Origin of the sequence: Klebsiella sp. JN_Kp121 (assembly GCF_040062145.1) — a bacterium.
GTDB classification, from domain to species: domain Bacteria; phylum Pseudomonadota; class Gammaproteobacteria; order Enterobacterales; family Enterobacteriaceae; genus Klebsiella; species Klebsiella aerogenes.
In genome coordinates this window covers 107,073-127,355 of record NZ_JBEAHX010000034.1, presented here as the reverse complement: position 1 = coordinate 127,355, position 20,283 = coordinate 107,073, and the positions used below count along the sequence as shown (strand labels likewise).

Below are 20,283 nucleotides of genomic sequence, written 5' to 3'. Positions count from 1 at the left end.
AACGGCGATGCCAAATATTGTGTTAAGTCGCATTGATGAACGTTTAATCCACGGCCAGGTTGGCGTGCAGTGGGTCGGGTTCGCGGGGGCGAATCTGGTCCTGGTTGCTAATGACGAGGTTGCTGAAGATCCCGTACAACAGAACCTGATGGAGATGGTGCTGGCAGAGGGGATTGCCGTGCGCTTCTGGTCGTTGCAAAAAGTCATCGACAACATTCATCGCGCCGCCGATCGGCAAAAAATATTGCTGGTATGTAAATCGCCCGCCGATTTTCTGACGCTGGTTTCCGGCGGGGTGCCGGTATCGCGCATCAACGTCGGCAATATGCACTACGCCGACGGGAAACGACAAATTGCCAAAACCGTCTCTGTCGACGGCAATGATATTGCCGCCTTTAACGGTCTGAAATCCGCCGGCGTTGAGTGCTTCATTCAAGGAGTTCCGACAGAACCGGCAATGGATCTTTATAAACTGCTCTAAGGGGCTCGCCATGGAAATTTCGCTTTTTCAAGCCATTGCATTGGGTATCCTTGCCTTTATCGCCGGTCTGGATATGTTCAACGGTTTAACCCATATGCATCGTCCGGTGGTCCTTGGCCCCTTAGTGGGCCTGATCCTCGGCGATCTTCATACCGGTATATTAACCGGCGGCACGCTGGAGCTGGTGTGGATGGGTCTGGCGCCACTGGCTGGCGCGCAACCGCCGAACGTCATTATCGGGACCATTGTCGGCACCACCTTCGCTATTACCACCGGCGTTAAGCCCGACGTCGCCGTCGGCGTTGCGGTCCCCTTCGCCGTCGCGGTTCAGATGGGGATAACGTTCCTTTTCTCAGTGATGTCAGGGGTTATGTCGCGCTGCGATCGCATGGCGGCAAATGCCGATACCCGCGGTATTGAGCGTGTGAATTACCTGGCGTTGCTGGCATTAGGTACCTTTTATTTTCTCTGTGCTTTTCTGCCTATCTACTTCGGCGCAGAACACGCCAAAACCGCAATAGATGTGCTCCCTGAGCGCCTAATCGATGGCCTTGGCGTCGCTGGCGGCATCATGCCGGCAATCGGTTTTGCCGTACTGCTAAAAATCATGATGAAAAACGTCTATATCCCCTATTTCATCATCGGGTTCGTCGCGGCGGCCTGGCTCAAGCTCCCGGTGTTAGCCATTGCTGCCGCCGCGCTGGCCATGGCGCTTATCGACCTGCTACGCAAATCTCCCGAACCGACTCAACCTGCTGCGCCTAAAGAGGAATTCGAAGATGGCATCTAATCAACACACGCTGCCCAACGTGGCCGAAAGCGAAACGACGCTGCTCACTGGTGTTAATGAAAACGTTTATGAAGATCAAAGCATTGGGGCCGACCTGACAAGAAAAGACATTAATCGGGTGGCCTGGCGTTCAATGCTATTACAGGCGTCCTTCAACTACGAACGTATGCAGGCTTCCGGCTGGCTGTACGGACTATTGCCGGCATTAAAGAAAATCCACACTAATCCGCGCGATCTGGCACGGGCAATGAAAGGACATATGGGCTTCTTTAATACCCATCCGTTCCTCGTGACCTTTGTCATCGGCATAATTCTGGCGATGGAGCGCTCGAAGCAGGACGTTAACAGTATCCAGAACACCAAAATCGCCGTTGGCGCGCCGCTCGGCGGTATCGGCGATGCTATGTTCTGGTTAACGCTATTGCCGATTTGCGGCGGCATTGGCGCCAGCCTGGCGCTACAAGGGTCGATCCTCGGCGCGGTTGTTTTTATCGTTCTGTTCAACGTGGTCCATCTCGGCCTGCGCTTCGGTCTGGCGCACTATGCCTACCGGATGGGGGTAGCGGCGATTCCGCTCATTAAAGCCAATACCAAAAAAGTCGGCCATGCCGCCTCTATCGTCGGGATGACGGTGATTGGCGCGCTGGTAGCGACTTATGTTCGTTTAAGCACAACGCTTGAAATCACTGCCGGCGATGCCGTGGTTAAACTGCAAACGGATGTCATCGATAAGCTGATGCCCGCCTTTTTACCGCTAGTTTATACCCTGGTGATGTTCTGGCTGGTGCGCCGCGGCTGGAGCCCGCTCCGCCTTATCGGCATCACCGTCGCGCTGGGCATTGTAGGTAAATTCTGTCACTTCCTGTAACGCTAAGAGGTTTTCGATGTTAGGAATCATTTTGACCGGGCATGGCGGATTTGCCAGCGGCATGGAAAAGGCAATGAAACAGATCCTTGGCGAACAGTCGCAATTCATTGCGATAGATTTTCCTGAATCCTCCACGACCGCCCTGCTGACCGCACAGCTGGAGCAGGCGGTAAACGAGCTGGATGGCGAAGAAGATATTGTTTTTCTGACTGATTTACTTGGCGGCACGCCATTTCGCGTCGCCTCCACGCTGGCGATGCAAAAACGCGGACGAGAAGTCATTACCGGCACTAACCTGCAGCTACTGCTAGAGATGGTGCTGGAACGAGAAGGATTAACCAGCGAAGCCTTTCGTCTTCAGGCACTGGAATGCGGTCATCGCGGGTTAACATGTCTGGTCGATGAGCTGGGACGCTGCCGGGAAGATCATGCTGTTGAGGAAGGTATATGAGCCGCATACTGCGCGCCAGGCGCTTACTCACAGAGCAAGGCTGGCTTGATGACCATCAGCTACGGTTTGAAAATGACGTTATCGTGGCGCTGGAGCCGATCCCCGCGGGTGTTCTCACTCGCGACGCCGAGCTGCTGTGTCCCGCATATATCGATATTCATGTCCACGGCGGCGCAGGCGTAGATGTCATGGATGACGCACCGGATACGTTAGACCTCCTTGCGAAACATAAAGCGCGTGAGGGGGTCGCCAACTGGTTGCCGACCACCGTCACCGCGCCTTTAGCGGAAATCCATGCGGCGCTGGAACGTATTGCGCGACGCGTTCACGCAGGCGGTCCGGGAGCGCAAATTCTTGGCAGCTATCTTGAAGGCCCCTACTTCACGCCGCCGCATAAAGGCGCCCATCCGGCACAATGGTTCAGAGAACTGGATCTTGCCGAATTCGATCGGTTGATTGCGGTTTCTCGCGAGACGCTACGCGTCGTCGCCCTTGCCCCGGAAAAAGAGGGGGCACTGCAGGCGATCCGTCATCTCAAACGGCAAGGCGTGCGGGTGATGCTGGGGCATAGTGCGGCAACCTGGGAACAAACCTGTTCCGCCTTCGATGCCGGTGCAGATGGCCTGGTGCATTGTTACAACGGCATGAGCGGTTTACATCATCGCGAACCTGGCATGGTCGGCGCTGGATTAACCGATAACCGCGCCTGGCTTGAACTTATTGCCGACGGTCATCACGTACATCCTGCGGCAATGCAGCTATGTTGCCGTTGCGCTGGAGATCGTATCGTGCTGATAACCGACGCTATGCAGGCGGCGGGTATGCCTGACGGTAATTACACCTTATGTGGCGAAAGGGTAGAAATGCGTGATGGGATCGTTCGTACCCTCAGCGGTAGCCTGGCGGGGAGTACCCTGTCACTGGATTCCGCCGTGCGCACCATCAGTTCATTACCCGGGATGACGGCTGAACGGGCTATACATATGGCTTCTCTACACCCGGCGCGTCTATTAGGGCTGGATCGGCAATTAGGATCGTTACAGCCGGGAAAAATGGCCGACATGATTGCAGTTGATAACGAGCTGCGGGTGGAAAACATTTGGATCCGTGGCGAAGCGTTTTCGCTTTAAGTCCACTTATCTCTTCTGGTCTGCAGCTTACCTGCAGACCTTTCTTTTCCTTTCTTTTTAGTTCACGGCACATCCAAATAAAAACCATATAATTTCAATTTATTACGTAAAAAATAACGCCAAAGCATCGCTATTTTCGTTTTATTGTTAATTACATTATTGAGCTTTCGATTTCTTTCGTGTAAATTTTAACACATTAAAAGCAAGTCAAAGTGAAACGAAACGAAAGGCCTGCATTAGCCCACACCGAAAGCGGAAATCATCACCATAAGGATTGCGTTATGTCAGAAAGATACACCCCTGCGCCATCAACCACTGGTACCTGGACCGAAGAAGAGATCCGCCAGCAACCAGGCAGCTGGATCCAATCTTTAAAGCATATCGATCGTTTACGAGCGGAGATTGACGGCTTTCTCACGCCGCTACTACGAAAAAACGATCTCCGTATCGTCCTTACCGGTGCTGGAACTTCAGCATTTATTGGCGACATCATTGCGCCATGGTTATCCCGTCATAGCGGTAAAAATTTTAGCGCCGTTCCAACTACCGATCTGGTGACCAATCCGATGGATTATCTGGATCCCGCTCATCCACTGCTGCTGGTCTCATTCGCCCGTTCAGGTAATAGCCCGGAGAGCGTGGCCGCAGTGAAATTGGCGAATCAGTTTGTTACAGAGTGTTATCACTTACCCATTACCTGCAACGAAGCAGGTAGCCTGTATCAAACCGCGTTGGATAGCGACAACGCTCTGCCGCTATTAATGCCGCCAGAAACTCACGATCGCGGCTTTGCGATGACCAGCAGTATTACCACCATGATGGCCAGCTGCCTTGCAGTGTTCGCACCCAACCTCATTAATAGCCATACATTCAGCGATGTCGCTGACTGCTGCCAGACGATTCTTAACTCGCTGCTCGATGTTAACGCTGGGGTTTTCGGCAACGAAGCGTGGAAAAGGATCGTTTACCTCGGTAGTGGCGGGCTACAGGGCGCTGCGCGCGAATCCGCCCTGAAAGTACTTGAGCTCACGGCAGGTAAGCTAACCGCGTTTTATGACTCGCCTACCGGCTTCCGTCACGGCCCTAAATCACTGGTGAATAACGAAACATTGGTGGTGATGTTTATCTCCAACCACCCTTATACCCGCCAGTACGATCTGGATCTTCTCGCTGAGTTGCGTCGCGATCGCCAGGCCATGCGGATAGTGGCCATCGCCGCAGGAACCGATCCTGTTATCGAGGCAGGCCCGCATATCATCATCCCGCCATCACGCCGTTTCAGCGATGTCGAACTGGCTTTCTGCTTCCTGATGTATGCCCAGATCTTCGCGCTTAACCAATCTCTCGCCGTGGGTAACACCCCGGATACGCCTTCCGCCAGCGGTACCGTTAATCGCGTCGTACAAGGTGTTGTTATTCATCCCTGGCAGGCTTAAAAGGAGCGCGCCATGAGCATTATTTCCACCAAATATCTTCTGCAGGATGCCCAGTGTAAAGGTTATGCGGTTCCTGCATTTAACATTCATAACGCCGAGACGATCCAGGCGATCCTGGAAGCATGCAGTGAAATGCGATCGCCGGTGATCCTTGCCGGCACGCCGGGAACCTTTAAGCATATCGCGCTGGAGGAAATTTACGCGCTCTGCCATGCCTACTCCGCCACCTACGCGATGCCAATTGCGCTACATCTCGACCATCATGAATCGCTGGCGGATATTCGTCGTAAGGTTAATGCCGGGGTCCGCAGCGCGATGATCGATGGCAGCCATTTTCCGTTTGCAGAGAATGTGAAGCTGGTGAAATCGGTCGTCGATTATTGCCACGCGCTGGATTGCAGCGTTGAGGCAGAACTGGGACGGCTTGGCGGGATGGAAGACGATCTTAACGTTGATGCGGAAAGCGCATTTCTCACAGACCCGCAAGAGGCGGAACGCTTTGTCGAATTGACCGGTATCGACAGCCTCGCCGTGGCGATCGGTACCGCTCATGGGCTATATCAAAAAACGCCTAAAATCGATTTCCAACGGCTGGCAGAAATTCGGGAAGTGGTTGATGTCCCCCTGGTGCTGCATGGCGCAAGCGATGTACCGGATGACTATGTCCGCCGCGCTATCACACTGGGAATTTGCAAGGTCAATGTCGCTACAGAACTCAAAATCGCGTTCGCCGCCGCGGTGAAAACATGGTTTGCTGAAAACCCGCAAGGGAACGATCCGCGTTATTACATGCGTGTTGGCATGGATGCGATGAAAGAAATCGTGAAAAGTAAAATTAACGTGTGCGGTTCCGCTAACCGACTATTACAGGCCGCAGAAGCCTGAACATCATACGATATTAAAACGCGTTAGCCCGATAGGGCTAACGTTATTGACCTCTGATAGAACGACAACAAGGATCTCTCTTATGAAAAAAGCGCTCACTGTTTCGTTACTGGCCCTGCTGATTTCTCAAGGCGCCGCCGCCGCTGAATACACATTAAATAACGCGTCGATGGCGCTTTCATTTAACGATGCGGATTCCTCCGCGAAGGTAAAAGATGAAAAATCCGCCCATCAACTTTCACCGCAAGAACTGTTTTTTCTCACACTACCTGATGAAACCATCATCCACACCGCTGATTTTAAAATAAAGCATGTCGAGAAACATAATGATTCTATTGTCATCGATTACACCCGCCCGGATTTTAATGTCACGGTTAAGATGAACCTGATAAAGGGAAACTACGCGAGTATTGATTACACTATCGCAGCGGTGGGCCAATCGAGAGACGTAGCGAAAATAACCTTTTTCCCAACTAAAAAACAATCTCAGGCACCCTATGTCGATGGCGCTATTAATAGTTCACCGATCGTTGCTGATTCCTTTTTTATACTACCCGGTAAACCTATCGTAAATACCTGGGCTTATGAGGCAACCACGAATCTGAATGTAGAATTAAAAACCGCTATCGACCCTGCCACACCGCTCAGCTATACGGCCTACTTCGGCACCTTTCCAGAAACCAATCAGCTTCGTCGCAGCGTAAACCTCTTTATTAATGCCGTGCGTCCCCGCCCCTATAAACCCTATCTGCACTATAACAGCTGGATGGATATCGGCTTCTTCACCACCTATAGCGAGCAGGATGTTCTACGCCGGATGGATGAGTGGAATAAGGAATTTATCACCGGACGCGGCGTCACATTAGATGCCTTTCTTCTGGATGATGGTTGGGACGATCGTACTGGCAGATGGCTCTTCGGCCCCGCTTTCAGCCAGGGGTTCAGTAAGGTTCGGGAAAAAGCAGCCAGCATGCAAAGTTCAGTGGGGCTGTGGCTTTCACCATGGGGTGGTTATAATAAGCCCAGAGATATCCGCGTCTCTCACGCCAAAGAGTATGGTTTTGAAACGGTTGATGGCAAATTCGCCCTATCCGGGCGACACTATTTCAATAACTTCAATCAACAGATTATTAAGCTGATTAAAGACGAACATATTACCTCTTTTAAGCTTGATGGTATGGGCAACGCGAATTCACATATTCCGGGTAGCCAGTTTGCTTCCGATTTTGATGCATCGATTGCCTTACTGCATAACATGCGCAGCGCCAATCCCGACCAATTTATTAATTTAACCACCGGGACCAATGCCAGTCCTTCCTGGCTTTTTTATGCCGACGCGATATGGCGCCAGGGCGACGATATCAATCTTTACGGGCCGGGGACGCCGGTACAGCAATGGATGACTTATCGGGATGCCGAGACTTATCGTTCGATTGTGCGTAAAGGGCCGCTCTTCCCGCTTAACTCACTGATGTATCATGGTATTGTCAGTGCTGAAAATGCCTATTACGGGCTGGAAAAACCGCAAACCGATAGCGATTTTGCCGATCAGGTCTGGAGCTATTTCGCGACAGGTACGCAATTACAGGAGCTGTACATCACGCCGTCGCTACTTAACAAAGTGAAGTGGGACACCCTGGCGCAGGCGGCAAAATGGTCGAGGGCAAATGCCGACGTGCTGGTGGATACCCATTGGGTCGGCGGCGATCCTACCGCACTGGAAGTTTACGGCTGGGCCTCATGGAATAAAGATAAGGCGATATTAGGCCTGCGTAACCCATCAGATAAACCACAGCAATTTTATCTCGATCTCGCTAAAGCCTTCGAGATACCGCAGGGAGAGACGTCGCGCTTTACGTTAAAAAGCGTTTACGGCAGTAACGCGACATTCCCTGCTGACTATCAGCAAGCGGCTATTGTTACGCTACAACCCTTACAAACGCTGGTTTTCGAAGCGACGCCGGTAAAATAGCCAGCCGCGCCCGGTTACCCCCGGGCGCAGTGATTATCCCTGCTGCTCCAGCGCGTATTTATACAGCGCATTCTTTTTCACGCCGTGGATTTCCGCGGCCAGCGCGGCGGCTTTCTTCAGCGGCAGTTCCGCCTGTAGCAACGCCAGAGTCCGCAGCGCGGCTGCCGGCAGCGCCTCTTCCTGGGCCTTAAAACCTTCGACGATCAGCACCATCTCACCTTTGCGGCGATTTTCGTCTTCCTTCACCCATGCCACCAGCTCGCCAATCGGCGCGCCGTGGATAGACTCCCAGGTTTTGGTCAGCTCGCGCGCCAACACCACGTAGCGGGATTCGCCCAAAACCGCGCATATATCTTCCAGACTCTCCACCAGGCGGTGCGTTGACTCATAGAAGATGAGAGTGCGCGGTTCTTCTTCCAGCGCCTTCAGGGTATCGCGGCGGCCTTTCGATTTCGCCGGCAGGAAACCTTCGTAGCAGAAACGATCGGACGGCAAACCGGCGGCGCTCAGAGCGGCAATCGCGGCACATGGGCCCGGTAGCGGCACAACGCGGATATTGGCTTCACGGCAGGTGCGCACCAGATGGTAGCCGGGATCGTTAATCAGCGGCGTGCCGGCATCGGACACCAGCGCGATGTTCTGCCCCTCTTTTAATTTCGCTAAAAGTGTTTCGGCCTTTTGCTGCTCGTTATGGTCGTGAAGGGCAAATAAACGGGCGTTAATCGCAAAATGCTGCAGCAGCAAACCGGTGTGGCGGGTATCCTCAGCAGCAATTAAATCAACAGCTTGCAACACTTCCAGTGCGCGCTGCGTGATATCAGACAGATTCCCTATCGGAGTGGGCACAATGTACAGTTGCCCCTGAGAATTATCCGCTGATTCGTGTTGTTTCATTGTCTCGTCCGTATTGCCGATTTAATATTGAGCATTGAGCCAAAAAAATATCACTGGATACATATGGTACCGTCAACATTTCTTCGTTCTAAGCCCGCGCGCTGTCTGCCCGTATTGCTGGCGACTCTTCTTTTTGCTGGCTGCGGCACCCACACGCAGGATCAAAGCACGGCGTTTATGCAGGGTACGTCGCAGGCCAACTCCAGTTTCTACCTACAGCAGATGCAGCAAAGCACGAATGATAGCAAGACCAACTGGCAATTACTCGCCATTCGTGCACTGCTGCAGGAAGGTAAGAAGCAGCAGGCTATCGACCTGTACAACCAACTGCCGTCGAACCTGAACAGCACGCAAGCCCGCGAACAGTCGCTGCTGGCGGTGGAAGTCAAACTGGCGCAAGGCGATTACCAGGGCGCGAAGGCATTGCTGAGCAAACTCGATCCTCTCAGTTTTGAGAAAAATCAGCAGCCGCGCTACTGGCAGGCGCAAATTGACGCCAGCCAGGGGCAGCCCTCTCTGTCCCTGCTGCGCGCGCTGATTGCCCAGCAGCCCCTACTAAGCCAGGCGAAGCAAAAACAACAAAATATCGACGCCACGTGGAAAGCGCTGACGGCGATGACTCCGCAGCAGGCCAACGCGCTGGTGATTAATGCCGACGAAAACGTGCTGCAGGGCTGGTTGGATCTGCAGCGGATGTGGTTCGACAACCGCAACGATCCGGCAATGCTGAAAGCGGGCGTCAAAGACTGGCAAATCCGTTATCCGCAGAACCCGGGGGCGCAGATGCTGCCCACTGCACTGGTGAATATGCAAAACTATAAACCGGCCTCGACCAATAAAATCGCCCTGCTGCTGCCTCTGAACGGCCAGGCGGCGATTTTCGGCCGCACTATCCAGCAGGGTTTTGAAGCGGCGAAGAATGGCGCCCCAGCGGTCCAGGGCAGCGCAGTGCCGGCGCAGGTCGCCCAGGCGGCGAATGTTGCCGGCAATAATGATGTGGTGAGCCCTTCGCAGGCGGAAGTCGGCGATCTCACCGCCACCGGCAGCCAGGCCGATCCGGTGCAGGCGCCAGCGGAAACGCAGGCCGCGCCTGCCGCAAAACCAGCAGCCGCTCCGCTACCCGCCCCGGTTGCCGCAACGCCGGCAGCACAACCGGCAGCACAACCGGTGAACGCGCCAGCCGCGCAGCCGCAGCCCGAGGTAGCGACCACCAATCCTGCTGCTGAGCTGAAAATTTACGATACCACCAGCCAGCCGATGAGCCAGCTTCTGGCGCAGGTACAGCAGGACGGCGCCACCATCGTGGTTGGCCCGCTGCTGAAAGAAAACGTCGAAGAGGTGATGAAAAGCAACACCTCGCTGAACGTGCTGGCCCTTAACCAGCCGGGTAAAGTCGAGAACCGCCCGAACCTGTGCTACTTCGCGCTCTCCCCGGAAGATGAAGCCCGCGACGCGGCGCGTCATATTCATGATCAGGGCAAACAAACGCCGTTACTGTTGGTGCCGCGCGGCGCGCTTGGCGACCGCGTGGTCAGCGCTTTCGCCGACGAGTGGCTGAAGCTGGGCGGCGGTACGGTGCTGCAGCAGCGTCTGGGATCGACGGCGGAGCTGAAATCCGGCGTCAACGGCGGCGGCATCTCGCTGACCGGCAGCCCGGTATCGACGCTGCCCTCATCTGTAGATAGCTCGCTCGGCAGCCCAAGCGACGTTCCGGTCAGCAGCGGCGGCAGCATCGATGCCGCCTATATCGTCGCCACCCCGGAACAAATTGGTTATATCAAGCCGCTGATCGCGATGCGCAACGGCAGCCAGAGCAACGTCACCCTGTACGCCAGCTCCCGTAGCGCCCAAGGCACCTCCGGCCCGGATTTCCGTCTGGAGATGGAAGGCCTGCAATATAGCGAAATCCCGATGCTGGCGGGCAGTAACCCGGCGCTGATGCAGCAGGCGCTCTCCGCCGTGCGTAACGACTACTCGCTGGCGCGGCTGTACGCAATGGGCGCCGATGCCTGGTCGCTGGCGAATCATTTCGCGCAAATGCGCCAGAGCCCAGGTTACGAGCTGAACGGCAATACGGGCGATCTGACGGCTACGCCGGACTGCGTGATTAACAGGAAGTTATCATGGCTCAAGTACCAACAGGGGCAAATCGTCGCAGCCAACTAAGTAAACAGACCGGCGACGCCTGGGAAAGCCAGGCGCGTCGGTGGTTAGAACGGCATGGACTGCGTTTTATCGCCGCCAACGCCCGCGAGCGCGGCGGCGAGATCGACCTTATTATGCGCGACGGCGCGGTTATCGTGTTCGTCGAAGTGCGCTACCGGCGCAGCGCCAGCTACGGCGATGCCGCCGCCAGCGTCACGCCGCAAAAGCAACAACGCCTTCTCAAGGCCGCTCGCCTGTGGCTCTCCCGGCAGAATGGGAGTTTTGATACTGTGGATTGCCGTTTCGATGTGGTAGCCTTCACCGGCAACGACATCCAATGGCTGAAAAACGCCTTTGGCGAATAGCGTATTATCAGATTTAAGGGATCCCGTGCTCGACAGAATTAAAGCCTGCTTTACCGAAAGCATTCAAACCCAAATCGCCGCCGCGGAAGCGCTCCCGGACGCCATCTCGCGCGCGGCTATGACGCTCGTTCAGTCGCTGCTTAACGGCAACAAAATCCTCTGTTGTGGTAATGGCACCTCCGCCGCCAACGCACAGCATTTTGCTGCCAGCATGATCAATCGTTTCGAAACAGAGCGCCCTGGTTTACCCGCCATTGCACTAAATACCGATAATGTGGTCTTAACCGCAATCGCCAACGATCGCCTGCATGATGAAATCTATGCTAAACAGGTGCGCGCGCTGGGACACGCCGGCGACGTACTGCTGGCGATTTCTACGCGCGGCAATAGCCGGGATATCGTGAAAGCCGTGGAAGCGGCGGTCACCCGCGATATGACTATCGTGGCGTTAACCGGTTACGACGGCGGCGAGCTGGCTGGCCTGTTAGGTCAGCAGGACGTTGAAATCCGCATTCCTTCACACCGCAGCGCGCGGATCCAGGAAATGCACATGCTCACCGTCAATTGTCTGTGCGATTTGATTGATAACACGCTTTTTCCACACCAGGACGAATAAGGAGAACACATGAAGGCTCTCTCGCCCCTCGCCATCCTGCTTTCTGCGCTACTGCTACAGGGCTGCGTCGCCGCAGCGGTAGTCGGTACGGCAGCCGTCGGCACCAAAGCGGCAACGGACCCACGTACGGTCGGTACGCAGGTTGATGACAGCACCCTGGAGCTACGCGTTAACAGCGCCTTAGGGAAAGATGAACAGATTAAGAAAGAAGCGCGTATTAACGTCACCGCTTATCAGGGCAAAGTCCTGCTGACCGGCCAGTCGCCGACCGCCGATCTCTCCTCACGCGCCAAACAAATCGCGATGGGGGTTGAAGGGACTACCGAAGTCTTCAATGAAGTGCGTCAAGGCCAGCCGATTGGCTTAGGCACCGCATCGTCGGATACCTGGATCACCACCAAAGTTCGTTCCCAACTGCTGGGCAGCGATCAGGTTAAGTCTTCGAATGTGAAAGTGACGACCGAAAATAGCGAAGTGTTCCTGATGGGCCTGGTCACCGACCGCGAAGGCCGCGCGGCGGCGGATATCGCCAGCCGGGTTAGCGGCGTGAGCCGCGTCACCACCGCGTTTACCTATATTAAATAAACGCCCTGTATCCGTTGTAGATACTGTTATCGGTTGGCAACTTTTTTAAGGGGTTTTCCCGGACGCGGCGCGTTGCGCCTTCTCCGGGCTACCAAATCGCAAAGCGCTGTAGCCCCGGTAAGCGGCAGCGCCACCGGGGGGATTTTGAGGCCACCAGCACTGGCAGTATAAATTAACGACAGGCCGCACGAACCGTAGGCCGGGTAAGGCGTAGCCGCCACCCGGTGCAAAATCCGGCGCCGGGGCCACAGCCCCGCTCCGGATAAATTACACCAGCGCCAGCGCGCCGACGATCGCCCCGCATAACGCCACCAGCCCACCGGTTAGCCACAGCGCTTTAGCCGGAAACGCCTTACGCAACATAACCAGCGACGGCACGCTCACCGCCGGCAACGTAATCAGCAGCGCCAGCGCCGGCGCGGTGCCCATTCCAGCCAGCAGCATCGTCTGCACAATCGGGATTTCCGCCGCCGTCGGGATAACGAACAGGCAACCGGCTATCGCCATTGCGATCACCCAGAACAGCGTGTTATCGACCGCGCCCTCGGCGTGCGGGAACAGCCAGACCCGCGCCGCGCCCAGTACCAGCACCGCGAGGATGTAAACCGGGATCGTACTCCAGAACAGCGACCACAGCGCGCGTAGCCAGCGGCTGATAAAACTGCCCTCATCGCGCTTCAATTGGCTAACGTCTTCTGCCGCTACCGGCTGCGTCGCCGCCTCTTTTACCCATTTTTGCACCAGCGTCGCCACCACCAGCACCGTCGCCAGTCCGGCCACCAGCCGGATCAGAGCAAACTGCCAGCCGAGCACGAAACCCATAAAGACCAGCGTTGCCGGGTTCAGCAGCGGGTTGCCCATCCAGAACGCCAGCGCTCCGCCCATCGACACCTGCTGTTTACGCATACCGGCGGCGACCGGCGCGGCGCAGCAGGTACACATCATCCCCGGCAGCGAAAAAATCGCTCCCAGCAGCGTGCCCTGAAAACGAGATTGCCCAAGCGTCCTCTGCAGCCAGTCGCGTGGGATCAACACCTGAATAAGCGAACCAAGCAGCACGCCGAGCACCGCCGCTTTCCAGACCGCGAGGAAATAAACCATCGCGTAATCCCATGCCGCCTGCAACGGGTTTACATCAGCCTGCGCGAGAATAGATTTACCGATACTGTGGGTTTCCGCGGCCGTAAAGGCTTTACCGTAATACGGCTGCCATTTGACGTACCACAGACCAACGATAACGACGAGAAAGAACAGCGCGGGTTTCCACCATTGAAATGGTGATGCCGCCTGAGATGAAGACTGACCAGCCATAGCATTCCCCAGGGAGAAGTGATAACAAATAAGGAGGTGAATACTACGCCTGCCGTCCAAATTTGAAAATGGTTAATCCGCCTGCCGGGCAGCGCGCTCCCGTAGCTGAGACGAGGTCAGGATCTGGACGCCTTCATGGCTCGGCGCCAGCGCCTCCGCGAGCAGAGCAGTCGCTACATCGCGGGCCTGAATAGCTTTCCAGTCTCCAGGCAGAAAACGAAATAGCGGTGCAAAGAGCGTTTCATTGGCGCGTTTATGCTCCCGATCCCCCAGCAACATCGAAGGACGGGCAATGGTCAGCCGCGGCCACTCCTGCGCCATCAGCGCCTCTTCCATTTCTCCTTTCACGCGGTTATAGAAGAAGGGCGAATGCGCATTGGCGCCCATCGCGCTGACCACCAGCATATGTTGCGCTCCGAGTCGCTTCCCGGCCAGCGCCGTATCTACCACCAGCGTATAGTCAGCATGCACAAACGCTTCTTTACTCCCCGCTTCCCGGCGCGTGGTGCCCAGGCAGCAGAATACGATATCGACAGGATCAACCACCTGCGCCAGTGCATCGGTCAACTGCGAATCGTGTGGATTGAATACCCCCTCCGCCACAGCAAGCGGACGGCGCGTTGGCGCAGTAATCGCGCTAATGCCCGGCTCACTCTGTAGCAGGCGAAGTAAGTGCCCACCAACTAAACCAGTCGCGCCGGTTAATAATACCTGACTCATCGAATCTCCTTTGCGGAATTGTCTGCCTTGCACTTTGCCCCACATGTTCCAGGCTTAATAGCTTACGAGGTAAGTATCCACCATCATCATGGAAATGCCTCATTCACTGCCAAAAGATCGGAGGAAGAATGAGTAAAAAGATTGCCGTACTAATCACCGACGACTTCGAAGATTCTGAATTCACCTCACCTGCCGAGGCCTTTAAACTTGCCGGGCATCAGGTCGTGACGATTGAGAAACAGGCAGGAAAAACGGTAAAAGGGAAACAAGGCGAGGCTGAAGTGGCGATCGACAAAGCAATAGATGACGTGACGCCGGCGCAGTTTGACGCGTTGTTGCTGCCAGGCGGCTATTCACCGGACCAGTTGCGGGGGGATGAGCGCTTCGTCACTTTTACTCGCGACTTCGTGAATAGCGGTAAGCCGGTCTTTGCCATCTGCCACGGCCCGCAGCTACTCATCAGCGCAGATGTCATTCGCGGGCGTAAACTCACGGCGGTTAAACCTATCGTGGTCGACGTAAAAAACGCCGGCGGTGAGTTTTACGATCAGGAAGTGGTGCTTGATAACGATCAGTTAGTCACCAGCCGAACCCCAGACGATCTGCCGGCGTTCAATCGCGAGGCGCTACGCCTGCTCGGGGCTTGAGTCGCGCAGCCAATATAGCTTTTTGCCAAAACCCAGCGTGTTGTCGGTAAATTTAAGCTCGTCGGGACGGATCTCCCACACCGGCGCCGACAACATGCGGGCAACCGGGAAGCGCTTGACGTAGCGCTTGCGCATCTCAGCCTCTTCGTCACCGTGAAGGCGGCGGATCTCACCCTTAAACTGCACGCCGCGGATCAAGGCAACGGTCTTTGGCTGGCCGTTAACCGTCCCGGCAACCTTCGCGCCTTCGCCGGTCATCTGGCCGTGACGGGTTTTTTCGTCGCTCAGCAGATAAAAGGCGACGTTATCCGGGTCGTAAACATAAAACGCATTGGCGCACCACAGCTCGTCATCACGCGCGACGCACCAGGTGATGACGTGCTGTTTACCCAGCCAGCGGCTAATCGCGGCAAGCGTATCCATCTTTATTCTCCATTATGCTATGGTGCACACACCCTAACAGACTGACGTTATTACCGTGTGCTGGTTTCTCTATCTTATTCGAACCGCTGATAACCGCCTGTATACCGGCATCACCACCGATGTTCCGCGCCGCTTTCTTCAGCATCAGGAAGGCAAAGGAGCGAAAGCGCTGCGCGGCAAAGGCGAACTGGCGCTGGCGTTTAGTCAGAAAGTTGGTGACCACTCACTCGCTCTGCGGCTGGAGTATCGCATCAAGCAGCTAACGAAGCGCCAGAAAGAGCGCCTCGTTGCCGGGGATGGTTCGTTCGAGACCCTGCTGGAGGGGCTCAGAAGCGATTGAAATGATCGCTGTACTCAACCAGACCGTGTACGCCCTGCAGCGCGTCATCCGCCAGACGGTGCACCTGGAAGGCTTCAGCGGTATCCGGCCAACGGCAGCGTAAATCGAACGCGGCGGCGGGTTCAAAGCCCAAACGGCCATACAGCGCCGGTTCACCCAGCGTGACCACCGCGGCGTAGCCAAACTCATTTAATGAATCCAGCCCTTCGTAGACCAGCTGTCGGCCAATACCCTGGCCGCGATAGCTTTCATCTACCGCCAATGGCGCCAGACCGACCCACTGCAGCTCTTCGCCTTCGACGGTGACCGGGCTGAAGGCGACGTAGCCCACCACCTGGCCTTCATCGTCAGTGGCGACTAAGCCCAGCGTGATCAAACCATCTTCACGCAGATCGTGCACCAGCTTCGCTTCCGCGTCGCTGCCGAACGTACGGCGCAGCAGCGCGTCGATACCCGGCGCATCAATCCCAATTTCCACTCGAATCAGCATGCCTCACCTACCGATGTCTGTTCAGGTTTCTGCGGGCTCTTCAGGCCTGCTTCGACAAAATCCGCCATCTGCAGCAGCATGACGCGCAGTGCTTTCGGCATCTGCTCCAGCTCGATGGCATCCATCAGGTTCTTCACGTATAGACCCAGCTCGGTATCACCTTCAATCACCAGACGACGCTGGAAGAATAGCGTATCCGGATCCTGTTTACGCGCGGCAATCATCAACAGATCGCTGGCGTCGGCGCTAAAGCTGACGTCGGCGTCAGCCTGCTGGCTGACCACCAGGCGACCGTCGACTACCGAGGTATACCACAGCAGGCCAATATCGCGCACATTAATACTTAACCAGCGACCTTCGAGAAACTCCAGTTCTCCATCCGCCAGCGCCTGGCGAAATTGCCAGCTCAATACTTGTTCCAGCACCTGGCGCTTGAGGGCAAAAGGCGCCAGCTTAACCGGCACGCTCATTAAAGACGGGCCAAAACGGACCAGCCGGGAACGCAGATCATCCAACACAAGCTTCACTCCATGCATGCAATAGTTTCGCTATTGTGCCATATCAAATAAACGACATAGCGGCGTAAATCAACAAAATCGCGATGATGGCCGCCAGCTATTGAGCCCACCAATACGCTTTTAACTGCCTCAAATCAAAAATTGTCACCAGAAGGTTAACTAAAATCCCAGCTCGTTAACCATTTTGCGTCCCTGACCGGCCGCGTTTTTCAGGAAAAATTATGGAGCTGCTCTGCCCCGCCGGTAACCTCCCGGCACTTAAGGCGGCCATCGAAAACGGCGCCGATGCCGTCTATATCGGGCTGAAAGATGACACCAATGCCCGCCACTTTGCCGGCCTTAATTTCACCGAAAAGAAATTACAGGAAGCCGTCAGCTTTGTGCACCAGCATCGCCGCAAGCTACATATCGCGATTAACACCTTCGCCCATCCCGACGGTTATGCCCGTTGGCAGCGTGCTGTGGATATGGCCGCGCAATTGGGCGCCGACGCGCTCATCCTCGCCGATATCGCCATGCTGGAGTACGCTGCGGAACGCTATCCGCACATTGAACGTCACGTTTCAGTGCAGGCGTCCGCCACTAACGAAGAGGCGATACGTTTTTATCACCGCAACTTTGACGTCGCCCGCGTCGTACTACCGCGGGTGTTATCCATTCACCAGGTGAAACAGTTAGCGCGCGCCACGCCGGTTCCACTGGAAGTCTTCGCCTTCGGTAGCTTATGCATCATGGCGGAAGGCCGCTGCTATCTCTCGTCGTATCTCACCGGCGAATCGCCAAATACCGTCGGCGCCTGTTCGCCTGCGCGCTTCGTCCGTTGGCAGCAAACGCCGCAGGGGCTGGAGTCACGCCTTAACGAAGTGCTGATCGATCGCTATCAGGATGGCGAGAATGCCGGTTATCCGACGCTGTGCAAAGGCCGCTACCTGGTCGACGGCGAGCGCTACCACGCGCTGGAAGAACCCACCAGCCTCAACACCCTGGAACTGTTGCCAGAACTGATGGCCGCCAATATCGCTTCGGTAAAAATTGAAGGCCGCCAGCGCAGCCCGGCATACGTCACCCAGGTAGCGAAAGTCTGGCGTCAGGCGATCGATCGCTGTAAAGCCGATCCGCAGAACTTCGTGCCGCAATCTGCATGGATGGAAACCCTTGGTTCGATGTCCGAAGGAACGCAAACCACCCTTGGCGCCTATCACCGTAAATGGCAGTGAGAAACATGAAATATTCATTAGGGCCGGTGCTGTACTACTGGCCAAAAGAGACGCTGGCAGATTTTTACCAGCAGGCGGCAAACTGTAGCGCTGACACCATTTATCTGGGCGAAGCGGTATGCAGCAAACGCCGCGCGACCAAAGTCGGCGATTGGATCGAAATGGCGAAAGCGCTGGCCGGTAGCGGCAAGCAGGTGGTGCTCTCCACCCTCGCGCTGGTGCAGGCCTCATCCGAACTGGGCGAGCTGAAGCGCTATGTCGAGAACGGCGAATTCCTGATTGAAGCCAGCGACCTCGGCGTGGTCAATCTCTGTGCCGAACGCAAGCTACCCTTCGTCGCCGGTCATGCGCTGAACTGCTACAACGCCGTCACCCTGCGCCTGCTGCTGAAGCAGGGTATGACGCGCTGGTGCATGCCGGTGGAGCTTTCCCGCGACTGGCTGGCTAATTTACTGACCCAGTGCGAAGAGCTGGGTATTCGCAACCAGTTTGAAGTCGAAGTGTTGAGCTACGGCCATCTGCCGCTGGCCTATTCCGCGCGCTGCTTTACCGCCCGCTCGGAAGACCGGCCAAAAGACGAATGCGAAACCTGCTGCATCAAGTACCCAACCGGGCGCAGCATGCTGTCGCAGGAGAACCAGCAGGTGTTTGTGCTTAACGGCATTCAGACGATGAGCGGCTACGTCTATAACCTTGGCAACGAGTTAACCTCGATGCACGGTCTGGTGGATATGGTGCGCCTGTCGCCGATGGGCAGCGAGACCTTCGCCATGCTCGACGCCTTCCGCGCCAACGAAAATGGCGCTGCGCCGCTGGATCTCACCGCTAACAGCGATTGCAACGGCTACTGGAAACGGCTGGCCGGGCTGGAGCTGCAGGCGTAAGGTGAAGTGTAAAAGCTCACTTTGTTAACAACGGTTATTAATTTTTAATGCACTATTAAAAGATTCACCGTCGACAAAGTGAGCTGTTATGACTGATAAAACCATTCCGTTCTCGGTGCTCGATCTGGCGCCGATCCCGCAGGGATCTTCTGCTAAAGAAGCCTTTTCCCATTCTCTTGCTCTCGCCCAACTGGCGGAATCCCGCGGCTACCACCGTTACTGGCTGGCGGAGCATCATAATATGGTGGGCATTGCCAGCGCGGCGACCTCGGTGTTGATTGGCTATCTTGCCGCCAATACCACCACCCTGCATCTGGGATCCGGAGGCGTAATGTTGCCAAACCATTCGCCGCTGGTGATCGCCGAACAGTTCGGCACCCTGAATACGCTGTATCCCGGACGTACCGATCTCGGCCTTGGCCGCGCGCCGGGCAGCGATCAGCCGACCATGCGCGCGCTGCGTCGCCATATGAGCGGTGATGTCGATAACTTCCCGCGCGATGTGGCGGAGTTGGTGGACTGGTTTGACGCCCGCGAGGCTAATCCGCAGGTGCGCCCGGTTCCCGGCTATGGCGAACGAATTCCGGTGTGGCTGCTGGGCTCAAGCCTGTACAGCGCGCAGCTGGCGGCGCAGCTTGGTCTGCCGTTTGCCTTCGCCTCTCACTTCGCGCCGGACATGCTATTCCAGGCGCTGCATCTGTACCGCAGCAACTTCAAACCTTCGGCGCGGCTGGAAAAACCGTACGCGATGGTATGTATCAATATTATCGCCGCCGATAGTAATCGCGATGCGGAGTTCCTCTTTACCTCGATGCAGCAGGCCTTCGTTAAGCTGCGCCGCGGTGAAACCGGGCAGTTGCCGCCGCCGGTGGAAAATATGCATCAACTGTGGTCAGCGTCCGAGCAGTATGGTGTACAGCAGGCATTGAGCATGTCGCTGGTTGGCGATAAGACTAAAGTTCGCCATGGGTTAGCGTCGATTCTTCGCGAAACGGAAGCAGACGAAATCATGGTCAACGGCCAGATCTTCGACCACCAGGCGCGCCTGCATTCGTTTGATTTAGCGATGCAGGTGAAAGAGGAATTGTTAGGTTAGTGACGTGGTAAGCCCGGTG

23 protein-coding genes are annotated in these 20,283 nt (G+C 55.8%); 17 read left to right on the top strand and 6 right to left on the bottom strand.

Translation table 11 applies throughout. The features are described 5' to 3' along the window. The first annotated feature begins 7 nt into the window (after nt 1-7). The 8 genes from agaV (at nt 8) to ABLU86_RS22405 (ending at nt 8,013) form a co-directional block, all read left to right on the top strand. Nucleotides 8-481, top strand: a complete 474-nt coding sequence (gene agaV / locus ABLU86_RS22440; RefSeq protein WP_015369555.1) for a PTS N-acetylgalactosamine transporter subunit IIB — start codon at nt 8-10, stop codon at nt 479-481. Nucleotides 482-491: 10 nt separating this feature from the next. After that, nucleotides 492-1,271, top strand: a complete 780-nt coding sequence (agaW, locus tag ABLU86_RS22435) for a PTS N-acetylgalactosamine transporter subunit IIC (protein ID WP_015369554.1) — start codon at nt 492-494, stop codon at nt 1,269-1,271. Beyond that, nucleotides 1,261-2,139, top strand: coding sequence for a PTS N-acetylgalactosamine transporter subunit IID (agaE, locus tag ABLU86_RS22430; protein WP_015369553.1), 879 nt, complete (start codon nt 1,261-1,263; stop codon nt 2,137-2,139). Before agaW ends, agaE begins: the two co-directional genes overlap by 11 nt. A 16-nt stretch (nt 2,140-2,155) precedes the next feature. Then, nucleotides 2,156-2,590 carry a PTS galactosamine/N-acetylgalactosamine transporter subunit IIA gene (gene agaF / locus ABLU86_RS22425; protein WP_015369552.1) on the top strand — a complete coding sequence of 145 codons (435 nt, stop codon included), beginning with the start codon at nt 2,156-2,158 and terminating at the stop codon, nt 2,588-2,590. Beyond that, the gene (gene nagA / locus ABLU86_RS22420; RefSeq protein WP_015369551.1) at nt 2,587-3,720 is read left to right on the top strand and encodes an N-acetylglucosamine-6-phosphate deacetylase; all 1,134 of its coding nucleotides are present in this window, start codon (nt 2,587-2,589) and stop codon (nt 3,718-3,720) included. Before agaF ends, nagA begins: the two co-directional genes overlap by 4 nt. A gap of 281 nt (nt 3,721-4,001) precedes the next feature. Further along, a complete protein-coding gene (locus ABLU86_RS22415; protein ID WP_015369550.1) occupies nt 4,002-5,156 on the top strand; it encodes an SIS domain-containing protein in 1,155 nt (384 codons plus the stop codon). A gap of 12 nt (nt 5,157-5,168) precedes the next feature. Then, nucleotides 5,169-6,041, top strand: a complete 873-nt coding sequence (gene kbaY / locus ABLU86_RS22410; protein ID WP_015369549.1) for a tagatose-bisphosphate aldolase subunit KbaY — start codon at nt 5,169-5,171, stop codon at nt 6,039-6,041. 82 nt (nt 6,042-6,123) lie between these two features. Further along, nucleotides 6,124-8,013: an enterotoxin gene (locus ABLU86_RS22405; protein WP_163374334.1), complete on the top strand. Its 1,890-nt coding sequence runs from the start codon at nt 6,124-6,126 to the stop codon at nt 8,011-8,013. Nucleotides 8,014-8,046: 33 nt separating this feature from the next. Here the strand turns inward: ABLU86_RS22405 and rsmI are convergent, their stop codons facing one another. Further along, on the bottom strand, nt 8,047-8,907 hold the full coding sequence (gene rsmI / locus ABLU86_RS22400) for a 16S rRNA (cytidine(1402)-2'-O)-methyltransferase (protein ID WP_015703587.1): 861 nt from the start codon (nt 8,905-8,907) through the stop codon (nt 8,047-8,049). 63 nt (nt 8,908-8,970) lie between these two features. Between rsmI and ABLU86_RS22395 the strand changes: the two genes are divergently transcribed. From ABLU86_RS22395 to dolP, 4 genes are read left to right on the top strand one after another with little or no spacing between them, the layout of a single operon-like run. Next, on the top strand, nt 8,971-11,073 hold the full coding sequence (locus tag ABLU86_RS22395; protein WP_032712579.1) for a penicillin-binding protein activator: 2,103 nt from the start codon (nt 8,971-8,973) through the stop codon (nt 11,071-11,073). Continuing rightward, complete coding sequence (locus tag ABLU86_RS22390) at nt 11,031-11,417, top strand: YraN family protein (RefSeq protein ID WP_015369545.1); 387 nt, start codon at nt 11,031-11,033, stop codon at nt 11,415-11,417. Before ABLU86_RS22395 ends, ABLU86_RS22390 begins: the two co-directional genes overlap by 43 nt. 25 nt (nt 11,418-11,442) lie before the next feature. Further along, on the top strand, nt 11,443-12,033 hold the full coding sequence (diaA, locus tag ABLU86_RS22385; protein ID WP_015369544.1) for a DnaA initiator-associating protein DiaA: 591 nt from the start codon (nt 11,443-11,445) through the stop codon (nt 12,031-12,033). A 9-nt stretch (nt 12,034-12,042) separates the two neighbouring features. Continuing rightward, nucleotides 12,043-12,618, top strand: coding sequence for a division/outer membrane stress-associated lipid-binding lipoprotein (gene dolP, locus ABLU86_RS22380; RefSeq protein ID WP_015369543.1), 576 nt, complete (start codon nt 12,043-12,045; stop codon nt 12,616-12,618). Nucleotides 12,619-12,885: 267 nt separating this feature from the next. On the opposite strand, the gene ABLU86_RS22375 is transcribed toward dolP, so the two are convergent. Together ABLU86_RS22375 and ABLU86_RS22370 are read right to left on the bottom strand one after the other, a co-directional pair. After that, a complete protein-coding gene (locus tag ABLU86_RS22375) occupies nt 12,886-13,929 on the bottom strand; it encodes a permease (protein WP_032715887.1) in 1,044 nt (347 codons plus the stop codon). A 72-nt stretch (nt 13,930-14,001) separates the two neighbouring features. Continuing rightward, nucleotides 14,002-14,649: an NAD(P)H-binding protein gene (locus ABLU86_RS22370; RefSeq protein WP_348796370.1), complete on the bottom strand. Its 648-nt coding sequence runs from the start codon at nt 14,647-14,649 to the stop codon at nt 14,002-14,004. A 128-nt stretch (nt 14,650-14,777) separates the two neighbouring features. Between ABLU86_RS22370 and ABLU86_RS22365 the strand changes: the two genes are divergently transcribed. Further along, on the top strand, nt 14,778-15,296 hold the full coding sequence (locus tag ABLU86_RS22365) for a type 1 glutamine amidotransferase domain-containing protein (protein WP_015703592.1): 519 nt from the start codon (nt 14,778-14,780) through the stop codon (nt 15,294-15,296). On the opposite strand, the gene ABLU86_RS22360 is transcribed toward ABLU86_RS22365, so the two are convergent. After that, nucleotides 15,276-15,719: a YhbP family protein gene (locus ABLU86_RS22360; protein WP_046883736.1), complete on the bottom strand. Its 444-nt coding sequence runs from the start codon at nt 15,717-15,719 to the stop codon at nt 15,276-15,278. The two genes, ABLU86_RS22365 and ABLU86_RS22360, sit on opposite strands and share 21 nt — an antisense overlap. Before the next feature lie 49 nt (nt 15,720-15,768). Here ABLU86_RS22360 and ABLU86_RS22355 point away from each other — a divergent pair, with 49 nt between their 5' ends. Further along, on the top strand, nt 15,769-16,059 hold the full coding sequence (locus tag ABLU86_RS22355) for a GIY-YIG nuclease family protein (RefSeq protein WP_026612209.1): 291 nt from the start codon (nt 15,769-15,771) through the stop codon (nt 16,057-16,059). Here the strand turns inward: ABLU86_RS22355 and ABLU86_RS22350 are convergent. After that, nucleotides 16,046-16,549, bottom strand: a complete 504-nt coding sequence (locus ABLU86_RS22350) for an N-acetyltransferase (RefSeq protein WP_015703593.1) — start codon at nt 16,547-16,549, stop codon at nt 16,046-16,048. The two genes, ABLU86_RS22355 and ABLU86_RS22350, sit on opposite strands and share 14 nt — an antisense overlap. Continuing rightward, nucleotides 16,543-17,067 (bottom strand): SCP2 domain-containing protein, encoded by a 525-nt coding sequence (locus tag ABLU86_RS22345; protein ID WP_126028324.1) that lies wholly within the window; start codon nt 17,065-17,067, stop codon nt 16,543-16,545. Before ABLU86_RS22345 ends, ABLU86_RS22350 begins: the two co-directional genes overlap by 7 nt. A gap of 221 nt (nt 17,068-17,288) precedes the next feature. On the opposite strand from ABLU86_RS22345, the gene ABLU86_RS22340 reads away from it, so the two are divergent. From ABLU86_RS22340 to ABLU86_RS22330, 3 genes are all read left to right on the top strand, one after another. After that, complete coding sequence (locus tag ABLU86_RS22340) at nt 17,289-18,284, top strand: peptidase U32 family protein (protein ID WP_004206164.1); 996 nt, start codon at nt 17,289-17,291, stop codon at nt 18,282-18,284. 5 nt (nt 18,285-18,289) lie between these two features. After that, the gene (locus ABLU86_RS22335; protein WP_048229796.1) at nt 18,290-19,168 is read left to right on the top strand and encodes a U32 family peptidase; all 879 of its coding nucleotides are present in this window, start codon (nt 18,290-18,292) and stop codon (nt 19,166-19,168) included. Between the two features lie 88 nt (nt 19,169-19,256). After that, nucleotides 19,257-20,264, top strand: coding sequence for a luciferase-like monooxygenase (locus tag ABLU86_RS22330; protein WP_348796369.1), 1,008 nt, complete (start codon nt 19,257-19,259; stop codon nt 20,262-20,264). The last annotated feature ends 19 nt before the right edge of the window (nt 20,265-20,283 follow it).